This is a genomic window from Streptomyces sp. NPDC101160, from assembly GCF_044768205.1.
Classification (GTDB): domain Bacteria; phylum Actinomycetota; class Actinomycetes; order Streptomycetales; family Streptomycetaceae; genus Streptomyces.
In genome coordinates this window covers 35,315-52,595 of record NZ_JBIWPJ010000007.1, presented here as the reverse complement: position 1 = coordinate 52,595, position 17,281 = coordinate 35,315, and the positions used below count along the sequence as shown (strand labels likewise).

Here is a 17,281-nt window from a genome sequence, read left to right as displayed (position 1 = left end):
CGGGCGTTCCGCTGTACGGCTACGAGGCGGCCGGCCCGGAGCCCATCAGCGCCTGGATCGCGTCCACCGCGCTGCCGTCGTGGTCGCTGCCCGCCGTCCCGCCGCTGCCGGCCTGTACGTTCCCCGCCCGGTCGATCTCCACGATCGAGTCGGCCTGCCGGTTGTCGATCACGGTGACGAGGCTCTCGCCCGCGACGGACGGCCCGGCCCCGACGGCGAGCAGCACGGCCGCGAGCCCCAGCGCCCGCAGGGCCGCCGTCACACGCTCACCTGCTCCCGCTGCTCCTGCTGCTCCTGCTGCTCGTGACGCCGGGCGATGTTCCGCTCAAGCAGCCGGGTGGAGGCGGCGACGCCGATCCCGCTCGCCGGGTCGAAGGCGGGCAACCGCCCGTCCTGGGCCTTCAGTTCGGCCAGCGCCGAGTCCATCGCCGCATGCGCCGCGAACAGACACGGCGTGCTGTAGATGGCCACGTCCACGCCCAGCTCCGACAGCTCGCCGAGCGACAGACGCGGCGACTTGCCGCCCGCGATCTGGTTGAAGAGCAGCGGCTTGCCGTCCACGACCTCCCGGATGCGGCGGATCCACTCCACGCTCCGCACGCCGTCCACGAGCACCACGTCCGCGTCCGTCGCCGCCAGGCACTTCGCCCGCCGCAGGATGTCGTCCTCGTCCGTCGCGTCCGTCCGCGCCACGACCACCAGGTCCCGCCGCGTCTGCAGCACCATCTCCAGCTTGGCCAGGTACTCCTCCAGCGGCAGCACCTGCTTCCCGTCCGCGTGCCCGCACCGCCGCGGCCGCTTCTGGTCCTCCAGGATCACCCCGGAGGCCCCGATCCGCTCCAGACCCTCGACGACGTGACAGGCCACCTCCGGGTCCACGTAACCGTCGTCGATGTCCACGAGCAGGTGGTGCCGCGGGAACGCCCCGCGCAGCCGCTGCACGAAGGCCACCATGTCCGGCCAGGCGATGAACCCGATGTCCGGCAGCCCGTAGTACGAGGCGGCGAAGCCGAACCCGGACACGAACATCCCGTCGTAGTGCTCGGCGGCGACGGACGCCGAGTACATGTCGTACACGCCGATCAGTGGCGTGGTCCCGGGCGCGGCGATCTGCCGCCGCAGGTCGTTCCCGTAACTCGTTCCCATCACATGACTCCTCGTCGACACGCTGGCGCTTTGCCAAAACAAGATGTTTTCGGGAGACAAGCGGGAAAGTCCCGTGACGAGCGCTTTACTCACTCTCCAGGTGGACCGGATTCACCCCAGAAACGTCACCGCAGGGACGTCACCGCAGTCGTCACCGGAGGAACGTCTGCACGGTGGGCGCGAGCAGCGGCGAGAACATCAGGTCGTAGTGCGTCGCGCCCGGGATCACGCTCAGCCGGGACGCCGTACGGTCCTTGCCCTCCCAGCCCGGGTCCTTCCGCCCGCCGCCGAGGAGCCCGAAGAACTCCACCATGTGGGCCGGCCGGATGCCGTCCGCGTCCGCGAAGACGAGGAGTACGGGCACGGTGAGCGCGGCGAGCTCCTCGCTCCAGTCGTACGGCCGCTGGTTCAGCGCCGCCACCTTGCCGACGAGCACCGGCCAGTCCTCGACGCGGGGCGCGATCCGCGCGTACAGCTCGTACATCGGCGACTGCTTCAGGAACTCCGCCGCCGCCTCGCTCATCTGGTCCATCTGCGCCGTGACCTCGGGGAACCAGCCGTCGCGCCGTGCCGGAACCGAGATCAGGACCAGCCGCCGGACCAGTTCCTCGTACTGGATCGCGACCCGCGCGGCCGTCGCGGCGCCGAGGGAGTAGCCGAGCAGGTCGACCTGCTCCAGGCCGAGGTGCTTGACCAGCGCGGCGACGTCGTCCCCCATCGCCTCCGCCGTCATCTCCCGCTCGGCGGCGACCGGCGTCCGCCCGTGCCCCTGCAGATCGACGGTGATCACCCGCCGCCCCTCGCCCAGCCCGGCGGCGAGCAGCGGCTGGAACATCTCACCGGCACCGAAGCCGCCGTGGAGGAGGACGAGCGGCGGCTCGGAGCTCTCCGGCCCGTGCTCCTCGAAGTACAGGGACACTCCGTTGACGTCTGCGTACGGCATCTCTTACTTCCTCTCGGGTGGTGACGAGAGGTAGACGGCGGCGGACGCGAAAACTCATCGCTCAGGCGAGCTCGGTGGTGTCGAGTTCCAGCGCGAACGGCTCGGGCAGCCGGACAGAGGTCCCGAAGGGGTGGGGCCCGTCGACGCGCGTGTAGCCGAGCCGTCCAGGCTCCGCGTACAGCGTGACGCTCTTCTCCTGACGGTCGACGACGAGGTAGAGCGGGACCCGTACTCGGCGTACCGCTTCCGCTTGACGACGCGGTCGGTGTCGCGGTGGGACTCCGACGTGACCTCGACGACGAGGAGGGTGTCCTCGGGCAGCAGTGCGGTGGCGCCCTTCGCCTGCGTCCGGGCGTGCGCTCCCGGCAGATCGGCGCCCGGCACGGCTATGTCTCCTCCGGGACCCGTCGCGTCAGGACGGCGGCCTTGGCGGCCGCGGTCCCGGGATCGGCAGGGCCGTGGACCTCCTCGAACGCGGCGATCAACCCGTCCGGACCGGACCGCGAACCGGATCGATCCGAGCCCACCGTCGCCCAGACCGTCTTGCCGACCGACCGCGCCTTCACGCCCCAGGCCGTCGACAGCGCCGCGACGAGCGGCAGGCCGTAGCCGTGCTCGGCGAGGTAGGCGGGGTACGGGGCGGGCTCGGGTTCGCGTTCGGCGCGGGCGTCCGAGACCTCGATACGGAGGTGGTCGGCGGCCAGCGCCAGGCACAGCTCGAAGTCGCGGCCGGGCACGCGGCCGTGCGTGACGGCGTTGTTCGCGAGCTCGGCGACGACGAGTTCGGCGGCGTCGGTGTCCGTCAGGCCCCAGTCGCGCATCTGCTGGACAGCAAGGAGACGAGCGAGGCGGGCGCCACGGCGGGTAGCAGACAAGCGTTGCACGAACTCGCCGATTTGGGTGGTGGTTTCCGAAGGCATGATGCCGAGCCTGGAGCCTCGGCCGTACGCTGACCAGCGGCGACACCACGACGCTGAGTCACTGTACGACCACGCCAAAAGGGCGGTACGGATGTCGGGGAATCCTGAGGAGCGGCCGGAAGCGCCCTCCGAAGTCGACGGTACGGCGCACCTGTTCAGGGCGCTGGGAAAAATCATCAAGGTGCTGCGCACGAACGCGAAGATGAGCCAGGCGCAGCTGGCGGAAGCGACGCACTGTAGTGAGGACCTGGTCTCGTCCATGGAGCGCGGGGTGCGGACACCGCAGCCGGAGTTCCTGACGCGGGCGGATCCACTGCTGGGGGCGGACGGTGTACTGCTCGCGGCCGTCGACGACGTGCGGGAGGCCTTGGCGCGGGCGAGGGTGAGGCACCCGGACTGGTTCCAGGATTTCGCGGACGAGGAGAAGAAGGCGCTGGCGTTGCACTATTACGAGGTGCAGGCCGTACCGGGCTTGTTGCAGACGCAGGCGTACGCGCGTGCCGTCTACAGCCATCGCCGCCCCGTGTGGGACGAGGAGACGATCGAGAAGCGCGTGGCCAACCGCCTCGCGCGTCAGGCGATCCTCGACAAGTGGCCAGCCCCCACGATCAGCTTCGTCATGGAGGAGGCGATTCTGCAGCGTCCCACCGGGGGCATCGAAGTCCACCGCGAGCAGCTGCGGCGCCTTATCGAGGTCGGCAGCAGGCGCACCATTCACCTCCAGGTCATGCCGTTCGACCGAACGGAGCACCCCTCCCTCGACGGGTCCTTCACACTCCTCACCCCCAAGGGGCGGCGCGAGGTCGCGTACACCGAGATCTACGGGCATTCCCGCCTGATCACCGACCCGGAACTCGTACGCCAGTACGCCGAGCGCTATGGGATCATCCGGGCGCAGGCACTCACGCCCCGCGAGTCCCTCGAGTTGATCGAAAAGAAGCTGGGAGAGCTATGAGCACCACAGAACTGGCCTGGTTCAAGAGCAGCTACAGCAGCGGCGAGGGCGGCAACTGCATCGAAGTCGCCTACGACTGGCGCAAGTCCAGCTACAGCAGCGGCGAGGGCGGCGAGTGCGTCGAGGTCGCCCTCCACCCCACCACCATCCACGTCCGCGACTCCAAGAACCCCTCCGGGCCCCAGCTCGCCGTCACCCCCGCCGCCTGGGCCGCCTTCGTGGGCGTAGCCTCGGCCGCGTGACCAGCGAAAACAACAGCAACAACGACGACAACGGCAGGCACTTCGTCCTCTTCGACGTCGACGGCACCCTCATGGACGCCGTCGCCAACCAGCGCCGCGTCTGGCATTCCTGGGCCGCGCGCCACGGGCTCGACGGGGACGAGGTGTACGCCGTCGCGCTGCGGACGCGGCCGGTCGAGACGTTCGCGGCCGTCGCGCCGGGGCGCGACCCGGAGGAGTGCCTCGCGCTCCTCCACGCCCTTGAGGACGAGGACGTACGGACGGGCACGTACGCGGCCTTCGCCGGCGCCGCCGACCTCCTGAACGCGCTGCCCACTGGCCGTTGGGCGCTCGTCACGTCGAACTACGAGCACCGCGTGCGCGGGCGCTTCGAGCGGACCGGGCTGCCGATGCCGGAGGTCGTCGTGGACGCGGCCTCCGTCGACGAGGGCAAGCCGTCGCCGGTGCCGTACCTGCGGGCGGCGGAACTGCTCGGCGCGGACCCCGCCGACTGCCTGGTGATCGAGGACGCGCCGTCCGGGGTCGCGTCGGGACGGGCGGCCGGGATGACGGTCTGGACCGTCAACACCCCTGCCCCTGCGGAGGGTTCGCAGCGTCACTTCGGCACGCTGGCCGAGGCGGCCCGCGAGATCCTGGCCCGGGCCGGGGTCTCCTCCTAGTCGGCGGCGCTCTCCAGGACGTCGTCGATGAGGCCGTACTCCTTGGCCTCCTCCGGCGTCAGCCAGCGGTCGTCGGCGAAGTCGGCGACGATCTCGGCGACTGCTCGGTGGGTGTGGCGGGCGAGGAGTTCCGTGATGCGCTGCCGGGTGTGCCGCAGCTCGTCGATCGACGTGCCCTCGCCGTCGGCCGCCGCCGCGTCGGCGAAGGACGGCAGGTGCAGCATCAGGCGCGTGTTGGGCAGCGCGTGGCGGCGGCCCGGGGTGCCGGCGGTGACGAGGAACTGGGCCATGGAGGCGCAGTAGCCGAGGGCGATGGTGGTGACGTCGTTGCCGATGTGCTGCATGGCGTCGTAGATCGCCATGCCGGCGGGGACGGATCCGCCCGTCGAGTTGATGTAGACGGTGATGGGGCGGTCGTGGCTCTCGGCGGCCAGGAGGAACAGCTGGGCGGTGACACGGTCGGCGGTCTCGGCGGTGATCGGCTCGGCGATGTGGATGACGCGGTGCTGGAGGAGCCGGTCGAGGACGAGGCCGGGGTCGGGGTCGGGGGCCATGTGTTCCTCCCTGCGTGCCTGCGACGGGCTCGGCATGCGCTGCCGCCTGCCCCCCGCCGGACGGGACGGGCGGCGGCAGCGCGCGAACGGCTAGTTCTGGGCGTCGTGGGAGGGGTCGTAGCCGCTGTCGTACTGGCCGACCTTCTTGGCCGGGGGCGTGGCCGTGCTGGCGACCGACGTCACGACGCTCTTGACTCCGTCGTAAACGGCCTTGGCGGCTCTGTTCAGGAGGTTGCCGAGGCCGCTCATGACGATCTCCGGCGACTCCGCCTCCCACACGCCGAGCGGCTTCGTCGCGCCGCGCAGCGCGTCCGCGGCTCCGCCGGCCACCTTCTTGCCGCCGTCGACCAGGCCGGCCAATCCGTTCGGCGCCGCAGCGACGATGAGCCGCTCGACCTCGACGGCCTGCCCGCCGGGGTCGGGGTTGGTCGCCGCCCTCGTCAGCGCTTCCCTGACCTTGCTCTCCGAGCCTTCCCTGAGCGCTTTGACGAGTTCTTCCAGCTGCTCCAGCGCGCCTGTCGTGATCTCGGCCATGCTCTGCCCTTTCGTGGGACGGGTGGGGACATGCCGACAGGGCGTCGGGGCGTGGGTTCCCCGGGCTCCTCTCGGCATATGCATGCGTTCCACCGGGCGCACGGCGCGTCACCGGGTCGCACCCCGATGGACTAGAGGAGGCAGACCTCCGCCCTTCAACACGCCCCTCCACACCGCTTGTTAGCCATGTGGACAACAGGATATTGTCCATCCTGCTAATAGGAGAGAGCTGCGAGGGCACGACCCACCATGACTGCTGCTGAACGACGACGGCGCCGCACTCCGGAGCAGGCCCGCGCCGAGATCCTCGACGCCGCCACCGATCTCATCGCCCGGTACGGGCCCGACGGCGTCGGGCTGCGACGGGTCGCGGAGGCGGTCGGGGTGACGCACGGGCTGGTGACGCACTACTTCGGGACGTACCGCGCGCTGGTACGGGCCGTCCTGGAGCGGGAGAACGAGCGGAAGCGGGAGCTCGTACGGGAGCGGATGCGGGCCGACGGGGAGGTGCCGTACGCGAGCGGGATGACCGACGTGCTCTTCGAGATCCTCGGGGACGAGCGGTACGTCCGGCTGTGGGCGTGGTCCAACCTGCACGACTGGGACGTCGAGAAGGCCCCCGACTCCCCCACCAACCTGTCCCGGCTCGTCGACGCGATCGAGGACGGCATCCGTACCGTGCTCCCCGCGCCCGAGGGACCGGACCGGGCGCGGATCGAGATGGTCGTGCTGCTCGCCATGTCCGGTGCGTACGGGTACGCGATGGGCCGGCGCTACTGGCTCACCGACCTCGGTCACGACCCCGACGAGCCCGGGCGCGACGAGGCGTACCGCGCCGCCCTCTCCTCCGTACTCGCCGCCCATCTCGGAGGGTTGACGTAATGCCGGAGAAGCACCCCAGCCCCAGCCACAGCCAGATCCACGGCTACGGCCACGGCCACGACCTCGACCGCAACCACGACCTCCACATCCTCGCCTCGGACTCCGAGCGCCACGCCGCCGAGGAGCGACTGCGTTCCGCCGTCGAGAACGGGCGGCTGCCGTTCGACCAGTTCGACAGCCGGCTGGACGAGGTGCACGCGGCCCGCACCCGGGGCGATCTGGAGGCCGCCTGCCGGGGCCTGCCGGTGCCCGGCCCGCGGGACGCGCTCGTGGTGGACCGTCCGCCGACCTCGGGATCGTTCCTGGCGGGGATCTTCGGCGGCTTCGTGCGCAAGGGGCAGTGGGTCGTGCCGTCCCGGATGACCACCTGGTCGATGTGGGGCGGCGGTCAACTGGACCTGACCGAGGCGCGGTTCAGCAGCCAGGACACCGTCATCCGGGCTGTCGCGCTGTGGGGCGGCACCAAGATCTTGGTGCCGGAGGACATCGAGGTGGAGGTGAAGGGCTTCGGCCTCTTCGGCGCCTTCGACAAGCGCGCGGCCAAGCGGATCGGCAGGCCGGGCACCCCGCGCGTGACCGTCAAGGGCATCGCGCTCTTCGGCGCCGTGGTGACCCGGACCAAGCACCGCTGATGCACCACTGATCCGCCCCCGCTCGCTCATCGGCTCGGCGTCACTCGTCCGGGCCGCTCCAGTCGAACGGGTAGTGCTTGCTCGACCGCCCCGCGTGGTCCCACTGGAACCCGAACGCGTCCGCGCGGTCGGCCGTCGACCGGCCCCAGGTCGCGATCTGGCCGGGGCCGACCTCGGCGCCGGGGGGATTGTGGAGCTGGACGCGGGCGCCCTTCGGGGTGGTGGGGCCGGACAGGGCCTCGGCGCTCGCGCGCACCTTGCCGGGGATCTCGACGCTCCAGCTCGCGAGGTCGTCGGCAAGGGAGAACTCGATGGGCACGAAGTCCATGCCCCGCATCTCGGCACCGAGCATCTCCCCGAGCTGCGCGGGCCAGCCGCCCGCCTGTCCGCCGAAGATCGCACCGAGCGCGGCCCGCTGCGACTCGTCGGCGCGCTCGTCGAGGAAGACGGCGGCGAAGGGGTCGGTGTGCTCACCGGTCCAGATATTGCCGGTGAAGCTGCCGAGCAGGACCACGTTGAGGCCGTCGAGGCGGACGTCTCCGTAGTTGCCCTCGCGGATGTGCCAGGCCAGGATGCCGTCGCAGTCGCCGTACGTCGGGGGCTGGGCGAAGGCGCAGGGACAGGGGATGTTGCACTTGCAGGTGTCGAACCAGTCGCCGGCGAGGTGCCAGCGTGTGTCGGTTCGCGTACTCGCCGTGGTGTCCGTGGTGCCAGGGGCGTCGGTGGGGGTCATCCCGCTCGCCTCCCACCTTCCAGCATGACGCCGTCGACGGTCTGCAGCCCGTCGACAACGCACCTGCGGTGACAGCCGCGGCGACCAGCGGCGATCCGCGGCCACCAGCGGCGCTCCGCCGTGATCAGCGGCGCTCCGCCGTGATCAGAGACGACCCGCGGTGATCCGCGGTGATCAGCTCAGCCGGGCGTCCGCGTAGACAACCATCGCAGCGCGCTGATACTCGGCCAGGCCCTCGGCGATCTTGTCGAAGTTCCCGCGAAACCGCGGGTCCTCGACGTAGGTCGCGGCGAGGCCCCGGTACGCCTCGGCGTTCGGGGTCCAGAAGCGGCAGACGCCCCGGTAGTGGACGTCGACCTCGGCCTGGACCGCCGGGTCGTCGGCCGGCGTGCCGGCGGCCATGAACTCGGCGAAGCGGATCATCTGGGCGGTGACCTCGCGCTGCCACTGCTCGCCGGCCTCGGGGGTCAGCGCCTCGACGGCCTGCCGGGACTGCTCGTACGCCTGCGGATAGCGCTCGCGCGTCTCCGCCTCCAGTTCGGGGTCGGGCTGGAAGCCCTCGAAGAGGTTCTCGGGCCGGTTGATCTTCACGTCGGGCATGGGTGTGTCCTCGCTCTCGAGTGCGGCGATGGTGCGGGCGACCGTACGGGCCAGGGTGCCGAGCCGGTCCTGTTCCGTGAGCAGCCGGGCGTGGTGCTCGCGCAGGACGGCCACCCGGTCGGCCTGGCTGTCCAGGACGGCCTGGATCTCGCGCAGGCCCACGCCCAGCTCCCGCATCAGCAGGATCTGCTGGAGCCGGAGCAGCTGGGACTCCTCGTAGTAGCGGTGTCCGTTGCTCGCGGTCCACGCGGGCGGCAGCAGTCCGATCTCGTCGTAGTGCCGCAGGGTCCGGGAGGTCACCCCGGACATCCGGGCCACGTCCGCGATCGACCAGGCCGACGACGCCATGACGGTGTCCTTCCATCGCCGGGGCCGGTCCTTCCGGCCCCACACGAAGACCGTAGGAGTTGCCGCAGCGTCAACCGCAAGTCGGGTGATTCACCGCTTGGAGGGGACCCGTCGAAGGGCGGGGCGTTTTACTACACGCCTTGCTACTCTCGGCCTCATGGAGTCTCACCAGGAGTACGGCCCCGACGAGGGCCCGGCTCAGAAGGTCAGCGTTTCCATGCCCGCCGGGCGTATCGCGGCAGTGAAGGCGAGAGTCGGCGCGCGCGGGTTCTCGGCGTATGTGAGCGCGGCGGTGGAGCGGCAGATACAGCGCGATCTGCTGGAAGAGTCGCTCCGCGCGAAGGAGGCCGAGATCGGCCCGCCCGCGCAGGAGATCCAGGACTGGGCAGCGGCGATCTTCCACGAGGCGGAGGCCCGCTGGGCCACGGAGCAGGCCGCCGAGCGAGAGGCCGAGGAGGCGGAGAAGTGGCGCGAACGCGAAGCCAGCTAGCGCACGGCATCCTCGTCCTCGACTCCCAGGGGCTGAGCAAATACATCGAGAACGACCCCAAGGTGGTCGGACTCGTCCGGACCGCGCAGTCCAAGGACAGCCTCGTCGCGGTCAGCAACCTGACACTGCTCGAAGCCTGGAACCCCCGGGGGCGCATGGACCGCTTCCGCTGGGAGATCTCACGCCTCGAAGTCGTTCCCGTCACCGACGAGATCGCCTGGCGCGCCCTCGACCTCTTGCGCAACGCCAATCTGCACGGGCACAAATACGCGATCGACTCCGTCGTCGCCGCCACCGCCCTCGGCCACAGCGGCCCCCGGGTCGTCGTCACCTCCGACGTCGACGACATGATCAAGCTCTGCGGCGAGCGCGTCACGACCGTCGCGGTCTGAACACCGGGACCCGGAAGTCGCCTTCCTCCCTGAAGGTGACCTCCAGGTCCATGCCGATCCGCAGCTCCGCCTCCTCGCAGCCCACCACCTCCGTCATCATCCGCGGTCCCTCCGCGAGGTCGACGACCGCCGCCACGTACGGCACGCGCTCGCCGAACGGCGGGAGGTCGTTGCGGTGCACGACGGACCAGGTGTAGAGCACCGCTCGGCCGCTCGCCCGCCGCCACTCGACGTCCTCGCTCCAGCAGTGCGGGCAGAACTCGCGCGGGTAGTGGTGCGGGCGGTCGCAGGCCGTGCAGTGGCGCAGCAGGAGCCGGCCTTCGGCGGCGGCGTCCCAGTAGGGGCGGGTGAAGGCGTCGGCCTCCGGGAGGCTCGCGGGAGTGGCTGTCATCGGGTGGGTCCCCTCAGAAGAGTCCGATCGCGTGGTCCAGGGACCAGGTCTGCCAGGACACGGCGAAGAGGGCGACGAGGGAGATCAGCGCCATCATCGCGTTCTGCCCCTGCTCGGCCCAGTCGTGGATCATCAGGGTGAGGTAGAGCAGGTTGAGGAGCAGGCCGCCGACCAGGGCGACGGGGGTGAGGAGGCCGGCGACCAGGCCGAGGCCGAGGGCGAGTTCGGCGTAGACGACGACGTACGCCATGAGCTTGGGGCGCGGGGCGACGACGGTCTCGAAGCCGGTCTTCACCGCCGGCCACTTGTGCTTCGCGGCGACGTCCGCCGCCCAGGCTATGCCGGTGCCGCGCTCGAACCAGCCCTTCCGGTCCTTGTGGCGCCAGCTCTCCAGCCACCACAGGCCGAGGCCGATGCGGAGGACGGCGAGCCATTCGGCGCCGGTGAGCCAGATCGTCTGCATGGGTCCGCCCGCCCTTCGACACGGAATCCGACGACACGGAATCCGGGGGAATCTGACAGGTCGTCAGTTCAGCGGATGCGGCCGTCTCTCCGCAAGACCCCCGCCGGTTCTCTGCACCCGTGATCGATTCGCAACCGAACTCCCTCTTGACCGAGACCCACGACGTGTACGCGTCATTACGCTCAGCAGTCATGACCACCCCCCTGACCCACCCCGTCTACGTCATCGGCGGCGGCCCCGGCGGACTCGCCGTCGCGGCGGCGCTGCGCGAGCGCGGCGTACGGGCCGTCGTCCTGGAGAAGTCGGACGCGATCGGCAACTCCTGGCGCCACCACTACGACCGGCTGCGCCTGCACACCACCCGCCGCCTGTCCGCCCTCCCCGGCCTGCGGATCCCGCGCTCGTTCGGACGCTGGGTGGCCCGCGCGGACGTGGTGCGCTACCTGGAGAAGTACGCCGAGTTCCACGACCTGGAGATCGTGACCGGCGTCGAGGTCGACCGGGTCGAGCGGGAGGCCGACGGCTGGGTGCTGTACGGCACCGGGGGGCGGCGGCTCGTCGGCTCGGCCGTCGTCGTGGCCACCGGCTACAACCACACGCCCCGCCTCCCCGACTGGCCGGGCGCCGACGCGTACGCCGCCACCCACGGCCGCGAACTGCTGCACGCGAGCGCGTACCGCAACCCCGCCCCGTACGAGGGCCGTGACGTCCTCGTCGTCGGCGTCGGCAACACCGGGGCCGAGATCGCGGCCGACCTGGCGGAGGGCGGCGCCGGCCGGGTCCGGCTCGCGGTGCGCACCGCGCCGTACATCGTGCGCCGCTCCACCCTCGGCTGGCCCACGCAGCGCAGCGGCGTGCTGGTGCGGCGGCTGCCGGTGGGCCTGGTGGACCGGCTGACGGGCCTGGCCGGCCGCCTCATGACCGCCGACCTCTCCGCGTACGGGCTGCCCCGGCCCACCGGCGGCCTGTACGCGCGGGTCGGCGAGGGCGCGATCCCGGTGCAGGACGTGGGCCTGGTCGCCGCCGTCCGGGCCGGGAAGGTGGAGCCGGTGGCGGCCGTCGCCGGCTTCGAGGGCACCGAGGTCGTCCTCGCGGACGGCTCCCGCCTCGCCCCGGACGTCGTCATCGCCGCGACCGGCTACGAGCGCGGGCTCGAACCGCTGGTCGGGCACCTGGGCGTGCTCGACGAGCGGGGGCGGCCGGCGGTGCGCGGGGCGCGGTGCGCCCGGGAGACCCCGGGGCTCTACTTCACCGGGTTCACCAACCCGATCAGCGGGATGCTGCGGGAGATCGCGCTCGACACGGAGAAGATCGCGAAGCGGATAGCGAAGGAGAAGGCGAAAGGCCGTCGCCGCAAGTATTCCTGACTATCCGTCAGTTCTGTAATCTGACGATGAGTCAGAGAAGGGACGACGCGATGCTTGGATCGACCCACGGCACCTTCACCACCGACCTCCGCGCCCGCGTCGTCGCCTGCGGCGAGCAGCCCGCCGCCCGGGTGGCCGTGCACGGCGCCGTCGCCGCCGAGGGCGACACGGACGTCAGCGGGCGGCCGCTGCACGCGCCCGTGCCGGACCTGGACCGGTTCTTCCGGCCCGAGGTGGTCGCGGTCGTCGGGGCGTCCGACGCCGAAGGGCGGCCCAACACCGGGATCACCCGGCAGCTGATCGACTGGGCCGGGCGGGTCGGGGCGCGGGTGGTGCCGGTGCATCCGACGCGCAGGACGGTGTTCGGGATCGACTGCGTGGCCTCGGTGGACGACCTCGACGCGCTCGGGGTGTCCGTCGACCTCGCCGTCCTCCTGGTCGCCGATCCGCTGCCCGTCGTGGAGCGACTGGCGGCGGCCAAGGTCAGGTTCGCGGTCGCCTTCGCCTCCGGGTTCGCCGAGACCGGTGAAGCGGGCGCGGCGGCGCAGGAGCGGCTCGCGGCGGCCGTCGGCCGCTCCGGCCTTCGGCTGCTCGGGCCCAACACCAACCTCAACGCCTTCGAGCGCTTCCGCGAGGACCTGGACGGGCCGGCGATCGCGCTGATCACCCAGTCCGGGCACCAGGGCCGGCCCGTGTTCACGATGCAGGAGCTGGGCGTCCGGCTCTCGCACTGGGCTCCGACCGGCAACGAGGCCGACCTGGAGACCGCCGACTTCATCTCGTACTTCGCGCACCGGCCCGAGGTCGGGGCCATCGCCTGTTACGTGGAGGGGCTGAAGGACGGCCGGTCCTTCCTGCTCGCCGCCGACCAGGCCGCCCGCCGCCAGGTGCCGGTGGTCGCGGTCAAGGTCGGCCGGACGGAGGCCGGGGCGCGGATGGCCGCCTCGCACACCGGGAAGCTGACCGGCGCGGACCAGGTCGTGGACGCGGCGATGCGGCAGTTCGGGGTGATCCGGGTCGACGGGCTCGACCAGCTCCAGGACACGGCCGCGCTGCTCGCCCGGGCGCGCCGGCCGGTCGCGGACGGCGTCGTCGTCTACTCCATCTCCGGCGGTACGGGCGCCCACTTCTCCGACCTGGCCACGGCGGCGGGGCTCCGGCTGCCCACGCTCTCGCAGGCCAGGCAGGACGAGCTGCACCAGTGGATCCCCGACTACCTGAGCGTGGCCAACCCGGTCGACAACGGCGGGCACCCGGTCGGCGACTGGCGCGGCCGGAAGATCATCGACGCGATCCTCGCCGACCCGGAGGTCGGGGTGCTGATCTGCCCGATCACCGGGCCCTTCCCGCCGATGAGCGACAAGCTCGCGCAGGACCTGGTGGACGCGGCCGAGCAGACCGACAAGCTGGTGTGCGTGGTGTGGGGCTCGCCGGTGGGCACCGAGGACGCCTACCGGACGACGCTGCTCGGCTCCTCACGCGTCGCCACCTTCCGCACCTTCGGCAACTGCATCGGCGCGGTCAAGGCCTACCTCGACCACCACCGCTTCACCACCGGCTACCGCTCCCCCTTCGACGAGGCCCCGCGCACCCCGTCCCCCGCCCTCCGCAAGGCGCAGGCGCTGATGCGGCCCGGCCACCGGCTGAGCGAGCACGCGGCGAAGCAGCTGCTGCGGGCGTACGGGATCCGGGTGCCGCGCGAGCAGCTGGTGACCAGCGCGGCGGCGGCCGTGCGGGCGGCCGGTCTGGTGGGCTATCCGGTGGTGATGAAGGCGTCGGGCCCGCAGCTCGCGCACAAGACCGAGCTGGGCCTGGTGAAGGTGGGCCTGACATCGGCGAGCCAGATACGGGACGCCTACAAGGAGTTGACCGACATCGCCCGCTACGAGGGCATCGACCTGGACGGCGTCCTGGTGTGCCAGATGGTCGGGCGCGGCGTCGAGATGGTGGTCGGCGTCAGCCGGGACCAGCTCTTCGGACCGACGGTCACGGTGGGCCTGGGCGGGGTGCTGGTGGAGGTGCTGAACGACGCGGCCGTGCGCGTACCTCCGTTCGGGGAGCGGGAGGCCCGGGACATGCTCGGCGAGCTGCGCGGGCGGGCGCTGCTCGACGGGGTGCGGGGGGCGCCGGCGGCGGACCTGGACGCACTGGTGGAGGTGGTGCTGCGGGTGCAGCGCATGGCGCTCGAACTCGACGGCGAGCTTGAGGAGTTGGACATCAATCCGCTGATGGTGCTGCCGCGGGGGCAGGGGGCGGTGGCCCTGGACGCGCTCGTGGTCTGCCGATAGGAGTCTTGCTCGTGTCCGATGCCCGTGTGTCCGATGCCCGTGTGCCCGATGCCCGTGTGTCCGATGTCCTGCACGCCGTCGAGAACGGCGTCTCGTGGATCACCCTCAACCGGCCCGAGGCGATGAACGCGGTCACCTGGGAGCAGCGCGAGCGGATCGTCGCCCTGCTCGACGAGGCCTCCGCCGACCCGGCGGTCCGCGCGGTGGTGATCACCGCCACCGGGCGGGGCTTCTGCGCGGGCGCGGACCTGCGCGGCGGCTCGTCTTCCGACGGCAGCCCGGCACAGGGGGACGTGACGCGGATGATCCGACGCGGCGCGCAGCGTTTCATCGGCGCCGTACTGGACTGCGAGAAGCCGGTGATCGCGGCGGTGAACGGCACGGCCGCCGGCATCGGGGCGCATCTCGCCTTCGCGTGCGACCTGGTGCTGGCGGCGGACTCGGCGCGCTTCGTGGAGGTGTTCGTCCGGCGCGGGATCGTGCCGGACGGCGGCGGCGCGTATCTGCTGCCGCGGCTGATCGGCCCGCAGCGGGCGAAGGAGCTGATGTTCTTCGGCGACGCGGTGGCGGCGGCGGACGCGGCGGCGCTCGGCCTGGTCAACCGGGTCGTCCCGGCCGAGGAGCTGGCCAAGACCGCCCGCGAGTGGGCCGAACGTCTCGCCCAGGGCCCCACCCGCGCCCTCGCCCTCACCAAACAGCTCGTCAACGCCTCCCTGGACACCGACCGCGCCACCGCCTTCGCGGCGGAGGCGGCGGCGCAGGAGCTGTGCATGACGACGCGGGACGCCCGGGAGGGCGTGGCGGCCTTCGTGGAACGACGGACGCCGGCGTACGAGGGGCGGTAGCGGCGGTATGGGGGCGGGCGGGGGGTGCGGTCTAGGCGACGGCGCGGGGGGCGCGGTCTACGCCTGGCCGGCGCCGGGCGCGGCGGCCTGGCGGAAGGCGCTCGGGCCGCTGACGGCGGAGCAGCGGCGCCTGTTCGTCGACACGCTGCTCGCGTACGAGGCTGCGGTGACCGGCGAGGACGCCGACTGACGCCCGAGGCTTCCTATCTGACGAAGCGTCAGCTTCAATGGGTGGTGTGATGGGACACGCTGGGATGGCGGCCACCGCCGTCCGATACCTCAGATCGGCCGGGGCGCCCACGGCCGTGGAAGCCCTGCCGCGGCCCGCGTTGCGTGCCGTACGGGACGACGAGAGGGCGCCGGTGGACGCCGCCGAGTTCCGGCGGGTGCTCGGGCACTTCGCGAGCGGGGTCACGATCGTGACGGCGCTCGACGAGGACGGGCCGGCGGGCTTCGCCTGCCAGTCGTTCGCCTCGCTGTCGCTCGACCCGCCGCTGGTCGTCTTCATGGTCGCCCGTACGTCGACGACATGGCCCAGGATCGCCCGCGCGGGCCGCTTCTGCGTCAACATCCTCGGCGCGGGGCAGGGCGAGCTGTGCCGGGGCTTCGCGGTGAGCGGCGCGGACAAGTTCGCGGGCGTGGAGTGGATCCCGGCGCCGTCGACCGGCTCGCCACGGCTGCCGGCCGCGCCGGCCTGGGTGGACTGCACGATCTCGGCGGTGCACACGGGCGGCGACCACCTGATCGTGGTGGGACGGGTGGAGGCACTCGGCGCGGCCGACGAGGGCGGGGAGCCGCTGCTGTTCCACCGGGGGCGGTTCGGGCGCTTCAGCGCGTAGCGGCGCCGATGACGCCCAGGCCGCCGGCGGCGAGGACCGCGACCGTCCCCCAGACGAGGACCCTCACGAACCAGCCCCGCCGCGCGTACCGCGCCACGAAGGCCGCCACGCCCAGGCACGCCCACGCCACCAGCCACCAGCGCCACCCGACGAGCGGCAGGATCAGCACGCTCCCGACGCCTGTGAGCAACACCTGCCATGCGAACGGCGGGCCCCCGATCCGGCGCCCGGCGGCCTCGCCCAGCACGACGGACGGCGCCACCACCGCCGCCGACACCGTGGCCGCCGCCAGCAGCGCGAACGCGAGGAAGACCGGGAGGACCACCAGCGTCAGCGCGCTGACCGCCTCCTCCCCCGGCTCGGGCTCCCTGGTCTCACCGAACACCGCCCCGAGGACGAGCGCGAGCGCCGCCTCCAGGAACAGCACGAGCACCGAGACGCGGAGCATCCGCCAGAACGTCCGCCCTTCCGGCACCGCCCTCACTTCGCCAGCTCGTATCCGGCCCCGGTCCACAGGGCGAAGCCGGCGAGCGCGAACGCGGTGACCAGGGCGAGCGTCCCGTAGAGCGCCACCCAGCCGAACATCGCGCCGCCGCTGACGTACGGGCGGTCCGGCAGGATCAGTCGGCGGGCGACCAGGGCCGGGATCGTGAGGCCCACCGTGGTCGCGAGCCAGCACACCGGGCTCCACAGCGGCCCGGCCCCCAGCGCCACCGCCCCGCCGAGCACCGGCAGGGCGGTGACGGCGGCCGTCACCGCCGGCACCCAGTACCAGGCCTCGCGCCCCGCGAACCGGCGGCCGGCCCAGCGGGCGAGCGCGAGCAGCGGCGCCACGACGGCGACCGACAGCAGCGCCCCGACGGCGGTGCCGGCCACCGCGGAGACCGGCACGAGCAGCAGCAGGGCGAAGATCGTCCCCGGGGTCCAGGTCAGGCTCGGGAGCCACACCCACACCGCGAGCGCGCCGATCACCACCTCGACGCCGAGCACGGTCATCGACACGATGAGGATCGCGCCGAGCCGGTCCCCCACACCCAACCGCCGGTCTGAACGCATTC

At 72.0% G+C, this 17,281-nt stretch carries 24 protein-coding genes and 1 pseudogene; 12 read left to right on the top strand and 13 right to left on the bottom strand.

Annotated features, from left to right (window positions below):
* Positions 1 to 19: 19 nt before the first annotated feature.
* The 5 genes and pseudogenes from ACIRSU_RS22840 to ACIRSU_RS22820 all read right to left on the bottom strand — a co-directional run bounded on the left by ACIRSU_RS22840 (position 20) and on the right by ACIRSU_RS22820 (position 3,009).
* Complete coding sequence (locus tag ACIRSU_RS22840; RefSeq protein ID WP_403795118.1) at positions 20 to 262, bottom strand: hypothetical protein; 243 nt, start codon at positions 260 to 262, stop codon at positions 20 to 22.
* Positions 259 to 1,146, bottom strand: a complete 888-nt coding sequence (locus ACIRSU_RS22835) for an oxaloacetate decarboxylase (protein ID WP_403795115.1) — start codon at positions 1,144 to 1,146, stop codon at positions 259 to 261. The genes ACIRSU_RS22840 and ACIRSU_RS22835 overlap by 4 nt, the downstream gene beginning before the upstream one ends.
* A gap of 151 nt (positions 1,147 to 1,297) precedes the next feature.
* Positions 1,298 to 2,089 carry an alpha/beta fold hydrolase gene (locus ACIRSU_RS22830; protein ID WP_403795112.1) on the bottom strand — a complete coding sequence of 264 codons (792 nt, stop codon included), beginning with the start codon at positions 2,087 to 2,089 and terminating at the stop codon, positions 1,298 to 1,300.
* Between the two features lie 61 nt (positions 2,090 to 2,150).
* Positions 2,151 to 2,431 (bottom strand): annotated as a pseudogene (locus ACIRSU_RS22825) (Uma2 family endonuclease); the annotation flags it as partial.
* Between the two features lie 44 nt (positions 2,432 to 2,475).
* Positions 2,476 to 3,009, bottom strand: a complete 534-nt coding sequence (locus ACIRSU_RS22820) for an ATP-binding protein (protein WP_403795109.1) — start codon at positions 3,007 to 3,009, stop codon at positions 2,476 to 2,478.
* A 91-nt stretch (positions 3,010 to 3,100) separates the two neighbouring features.
* Here ACIRSU_RS22820 and ACIRSU_RS22815 point away from each other — a divergent pair, with 91 nt between their 5' ends.
* The 3 genes from ACIRSU_RS22815 to ACIRSU_RS22805 are packed head-to-tail and all read left to right on the top strand — an operon-like array spanning position 3,101 to position 4,865.
* Entirely contained in the window at positions 3,101 to 3,964 is an 864-nt protein-coding gene (locus ACIRSU_RS22815) for a Scr1 family TA system antitoxin-like transcriptional regulator (RefSeq protein WP_403795107.1), read from the top strand.
* Positions 3,961 to 4,206 carry a DUF397 domain-containing protein gene (locus ACIRSU_RS22810; RefSeq protein WP_403795104.1) on the top strand — a complete coding sequence of 82 codons (246 nt, stop codon included), beginning with the start codon at positions 3,961 to 3,963 and terminating at the stop codon, positions 4,204 to 4,206. Before ACIRSU_RS22815 ends, ACIRSU_RS22810 begins: the two co-directional genes overlap by 4 nt.
* Positions 4,203 to 4,865 (top strand): HAD-IA family hydrolase, encoded by a 663-nt coding sequence (locus ACIRSU_RS22805; RefSeq protein WP_403795101.1) that lies wholly within the window; start codon positions 4,203 to 4,205, stop codon positions 4,863 to 4,865. Before ACIRSU_RS22810 ends, ACIRSU_RS22805 begins: the two co-directional genes overlap by 4 nt.
* Here ACIRSU_RS22805 and ACIRSU_RS22800 read toward each other — a convergent pair.
* Together ACIRSU_RS22800 and ACIRSU_RS22795 are read right to left on the bottom strand one after the other, a co-directional pair.
* Positions 4,862 to 5,419 carry a ClpP family protease gene (locus ACIRSU_RS22800; RefSeq protein WP_403795098.1) on the bottom strand — a complete coding sequence of 186 codons (558 nt, stop codon included), beginning with the start codon at positions 5,417 to 5,419 and terminating at the stop codon, positions 4,862 to 4,864. The two genes, ACIRSU_RS22805 and ACIRSU_RS22800, sit on opposite strands and share 4 nt — an antisense overlap.
* Positions 5,420 to 5,509: 90 nt before the next feature.
* Complete coding sequence (locus ACIRSU_RS22795; RefSeq protein WP_403795096.1) at positions 5,510 to 5,953, bottom strand: hypothetical protein; 444 nt, start codon at positions 5,951 to 5,953, stop codon at positions 5,510 to 5,512.
* 249 nt (positions 5,954 to 6,202) lie between these two features.
* Here ACIRSU_RS22795 and ACIRSU_RS22790 point away from each other — a divergent pair, with 249 nt between their 5' ends.
* The gene (locus tag ACIRSU_RS22790; RefSeq protein WP_403795094.1) at positions 6,203 to 6,835 is read left to right on the top strand and encodes a TetR/AcrR family transcriptional regulator; all 633 of its coding nucleotides are present in this window, start codon (positions 6,203 to 6,205) and stop codon (positions 6,833 to 6,835) included.
* Positions 6,835 to 7,467 carry a DUF1707 domain-containing protein gene (locus ACIRSU_RS22785; protein WP_403795091.1) on the top strand — a complete coding sequence of 211 codons (633 nt, stop codon included), beginning with the start codon at positions 6,835 to 6,837 and terminating at the stop codon, positions 7,465 to 7,467. Before ACIRSU_RS22790 ends, ACIRSU_RS22785 begins: the two co-directional genes overlap by 1 nt.
* Before the next feature lie 40 nt (positions 7,468 to 7,507).
* Here ACIRSU_RS22785 and ACIRSU_RS22780 read toward each other — a convergent pair whose 3' ends face one another.
* Both ACIRSU_RS22780 and ACIRSU_RS22775 read right to left on the bottom strand, forming a co-directional pair.
* Positions 7,508 to 8,200, bottom strand: a complete 693-nt coding sequence (locus ACIRSU_RS22780; RefSeq protein ID WP_403795089.1) for a DUF1326 domain-containing protein — start codon at positions 8,198 to 8,200, stop codon at positions 7,508 to 7,510.
* Between the two features lie 174 nt (positions 8,201 to 8,374).
* Positions 8,375 to 9,148, bottom strand: a complete 774-nt coding sequence (locus ACIRSU_RS22775) for a MerR family transcriptional regulator (protein WP_403795086.1) — start codon at positions 9,146 to 9,148, stop codon at positions 8,375 to 8,377.
* A 157-nt stretch (positions 9,149 to 9,305) separates the two neighbouring features.
* Between ACIRSU_RS22775 and ACIRSU_RS22770 the strand changes: the two genes are divergently transcribed.
* Positions 9,306 to 9,638: a hypothetical protein gene (locus ACIRSU_RS22770; RefSeq protein WP_403795083.1), complete on the top strand. Its 333-nt coding sequence runs from the start codon at positions 9,306 to 9,308 to the stop codon at positions 9,636 to 9,638.
* Positions 9,614 to 10,030, top strand: a complete 417-nt coding sequence (locus ACIRSU_RS22765; RefSeq protein ID WP_403795080.1) for a PIN domain-containing protein — start codon at positions 9,614 to 9,616, stop codon at positions 10,028 to 10,030. The genes ACIRSU_RS22770 and ACIRSU_RS22765 overlap by 25 nt, the downstream gene beginning before the upstream one ends.
* Here ACIRSU_RS22765 and ACIRSU_RS22760 read toward each other — a convergent pair.
* Together ACIRSU_RS22760 and ACIRSU_RS22755 are read right to left on the bottom strand one after the other, a co-directional pair.
* Positions 10,011 to 10,421, bottom strand: a complete 411-nt coding sequence (locus tag ACIRSU_RS22760) for a Zn-ribbon domain-containing OB-fold protein (RefSeq protein WP_403795077.1) — start codon at positions 10,419 to 10,421, stop codon at positions 10,011 to 10,013. The two genes, ACIRSU_RS22765 and ACIRSU_RS22760, sit on opposite strands and share 20 nt — an antisense overlap.
* 13 nt (positions 10,422 to 10,434) lie before the next feature.
* Positions 10,435 to 10,884 (bottom strand): DoxX family protein, encoded by a 450-nt coding sequence (locus ACIRSU_RS22755; RefSeq protein WP_403795074.1) that lies wholly within the window; start codon positions 10,882 to 10,884, stop codon positions 10,435 to 10,437.
* 191 nt (positions 10,885 to 11,075) lie between these two features.
* On the opposite strand from ACIRSU_RS22755, the gene ACIRSU_RS22750 reads away from it, so the two are divergent.
* The 5 genes from ACIRSU_RS22750 (at position 11,076) to ACIRSU_RS22730 (ending at position 16,223) form a co-directional block, all read left to right on the top strand.
* Positions 11,076 to 12,251, top strand: a complete 1,176-nt coding sequence (locus ACIRSU_RS22750) for a flavin-containing monooxygenase (RefSeq protein ID WP_403795072.1) — start codon at positions 11,076 to 11,078, stop codon at positions 12,249 to 12,251.
* A 50-nt stretch (positions 12,252 to 12,301) separates the two neighbouring features.
* Positions 12,302 to 14,539, top strand: coding sequence for an acetate--CoA ligase family protein (locus ACIRSU_RS22745; RefSeq protein ID WP_403796415.1), 2,238 nt, complete (start codon positions 12,302 to 12,304; stop codon positions 14,537 to 14,539).
* A gap of 122 nt (positions 14,540 to 14,661) precedes the next feature.
* Positions 14,662 to 15,384 (top strand): enoyl-CoA hydratase/isomerase family protein, encoded by a 723-nt coding sequence (locus ACIRSU_RS22740; protein WP_403796413.1) that lies wholly within the window; start codon positions 14,662 to 14,664, stop codon positions 15,382 to 15,384.
* A 7-nt stretch (positions 15,385 to 15,391) separates the two neighbouring features.
* A complete protein-coding gene (locus ACIRSU_RS22735) occupies positions 15,392 to 15,574 on the top strand; it encodes a hypothetical protein (RefSeq protein ID WP_403795070.1) in 183 nt (60 codons plus the stop codon).
* A gap of 64 nt (positions 15,575 to 15,638) precedes the next feature.
* Positions 15,639 to 16,223, top strand: a complete 585-nt coding sequence (locus ACIRSU_RS22730) for a flavin reductase family protein (protein WP_403796410.1) — start codon at positions 15,639 to 15,641, stop codon at positions 16,221 to 16,223.
* Here ACIRSU_RS22730 and ACIRSU_RS22725 read toward each other — a convergent pair.
* Together ACIRSU_RS22725 and ACIRSU_RS22720 are read right to left on the bottom strand one after the other, a co-directional pair.
* Positions 16,213 to 16,671 carry a hypothetical protein gene (locus ACIRSU_RS22725; RefSeq protein WP_403795068.1) on the bottom strand — a complete coding sequence of 153 codons (459 nt, stop codon included), beginning with the start codon at positions 16,669 to 16,671 and terminating at the stop codon, positions 16,213 to 16,215. The two genes, ACIRSU_RS22730 and ACIRSU_RS22725, sit on opposite strands and share 11 nt — an antisense overlap.
* A gap of 32 nt (positions 16,672 to 16,703) precedes the next feature.
* A complete protein-coding gene (locus tag ACIRSU_RS22720) occupies positions 16,704 to 17,279 on the bottom strand; it encodes a hypothetical protein (RefSeq protein ID WP_403795066.1) in 576 nt (191 codons plus the stop codon).
* Positions 17,280 to 17,281: the final 2 nt, after the last annotated feature.

Excerpts from the sequence above, each read along its gene's own strand:
- ACIRSU_RS22835 (WP_403795115.1), bottom strand. The coding sequence starts at position 1,146 with ATGGGAACGAGTTACGGGAACGACCTGCGGCGGCAGATCGCCGCGCCC.
- ACIRSU_RS22830 (WP_403795112.1), bottom strand. The coding sequence starts at position 2,089 with ATGCCGTACGCAGACGTCAACGGAGTGTCCCTGTACTTCGAGGAGCAC.
- ACIRSU_RS22820 (WP_403795109.1), bottom strand. The coding sequence starts at position 3,009 with ATGCCTTCGGAAACCACCACCCAAATCGGCGAGTTCGTGCAACGCTTG.
- ACIRSU_RS22815 (WP_403795107.1), top strand. The coding sequence starts at position 3,101 with ATGTCGGGGAATCCTGAGGAGCGGCCGGAAGCGCCCTCCGAAGTCGAC.
- ACIRSU_RS22810 (WP_403795104.1), top strand. The coding sequence starts at position 3,961 with ATGAGCACCACAGAACTGGCCTGGTTCAAGAGCAGCTACAGCAGCGGC.
- ACIRSU_RS22800 (WP_403795098.1), bottom strand. The coding sequence starts at position 5,419 with ATGGCCCCCGACCCCGACCCCGGCCTCGTCCTCGACCGGCTCCTCCAG.
- ACIRSU_RS22795 (WP_403795096.1), bottom strand. The coding sequence starts at position 5,953 with ATGGCCGAGATCACGACAGGCGCGCTGGAGCAGCTGGAAGAACTCGTC.
- ACIRSU_RS22790 (WP_403795094.1), top strand. The coding sequence starts at position 6,203 with ATGACTGCTGCTGAACGACGACGGCGCCGCACTCCGGAGCAGGCCCGC.
- ACIRSU_RS22785 (WP_403795091.1), top strand. The coding sequence starts at position 6,835 with ATGCCGGAGAAGCACCCCAGCCCCAGCCACAGCCAGATCCACGGCTAC.
- ACIRSU_RS22780 (WP_403795089.1), bottom strand. The coding sequence starts at position 8,200 with ATGACCCCCACCGACGCCCCTGGCACCACGGACACCACGGCGAGTACG.
- ACIRSU_RS22775 (WP_403795086.1), bottom strand. The coding sequence starts at position 9,148 with ATGGCGTCGTCGGCCTGGTCGATCGCGGACGTGGCCCGGATGTCCGGG.
- ACIRSU_RS22770 (WP_403795083.1), top strand. The coding sequence starts at position 9,306 with ATGGAGTCTCACCAGGAGTACGGCCCCGACGAGGGCCCGGCTCAGAAG.
- ACIRSU_RS22760 (WP_403795077.1), bottom strand. The coding sequence starts at position 10,421 with ATGACAGCCACTCCCGCGAGCCTCCCGGAGGCCGACGCCTTCACCCGC.
- ACIRSU_RS22755 (WP_403795074.1), bottom strand. The coding sequence starts at position 10,884 with ATGCAGACGATCTGGCTCACCGGCGCCGAATGGCTCGCCGTCCTCCGC.
- ACIRSU_RS22750 (WP_403795072.1), top strand. The coding sequence starts at position 11,076 with ATGACCACCCCCCTGACCCACCCCGTCTACGTCATCGGCGGCGGCCCC.
- ACIRSU_RS22745 (WP_403796415.1), top strand. The coding sequence starts at position 12,302 with ATGCTTGGATCGACCCACGGCACCTTCACCACCGACCTCCGCGCCCGC.
- ACIRSU_RS22740 (WP_403796413.1), top strand. The coding sequence starts at position 14,662 with ATGAACGCGGTCACCTGGGAGCAGCGCGAGCGGATCGTCGCCCTGCTC.
- ACIRSU_RS22735 (WP_403795070.1), top strand. The coding sequence starts at position 15,392 with ATGGGGGCGGGCGGGGGGTGCGGTCTAGGCGACGGCGCGGGGGGCGCG.
- ACIRSU_RS22730 (WP_403796410.1), top strand. The coding sequence starts at position 15,639 with ATGGCGGCCACCGCCGTCCGATACCTCAGATCGGCCGGGGCGCCCACG.
- ACIRSU_RS22725 (WP_403795068.1), bottom strand. The coding sequence starts at position 16,671 with ATGCTCCGCGTCTCGGTGCTCGTGCTGTTCCTGGAGGCGGCGCTCGCG.
- ACIRSU_RS22720 (WP_403795066.1), bottom strand. The coding sequence starts at position 17,279 with ATGCGTTCAGACCGGCGGTTGGGTGTGGGGGACCGGCTCGGCGCGATC.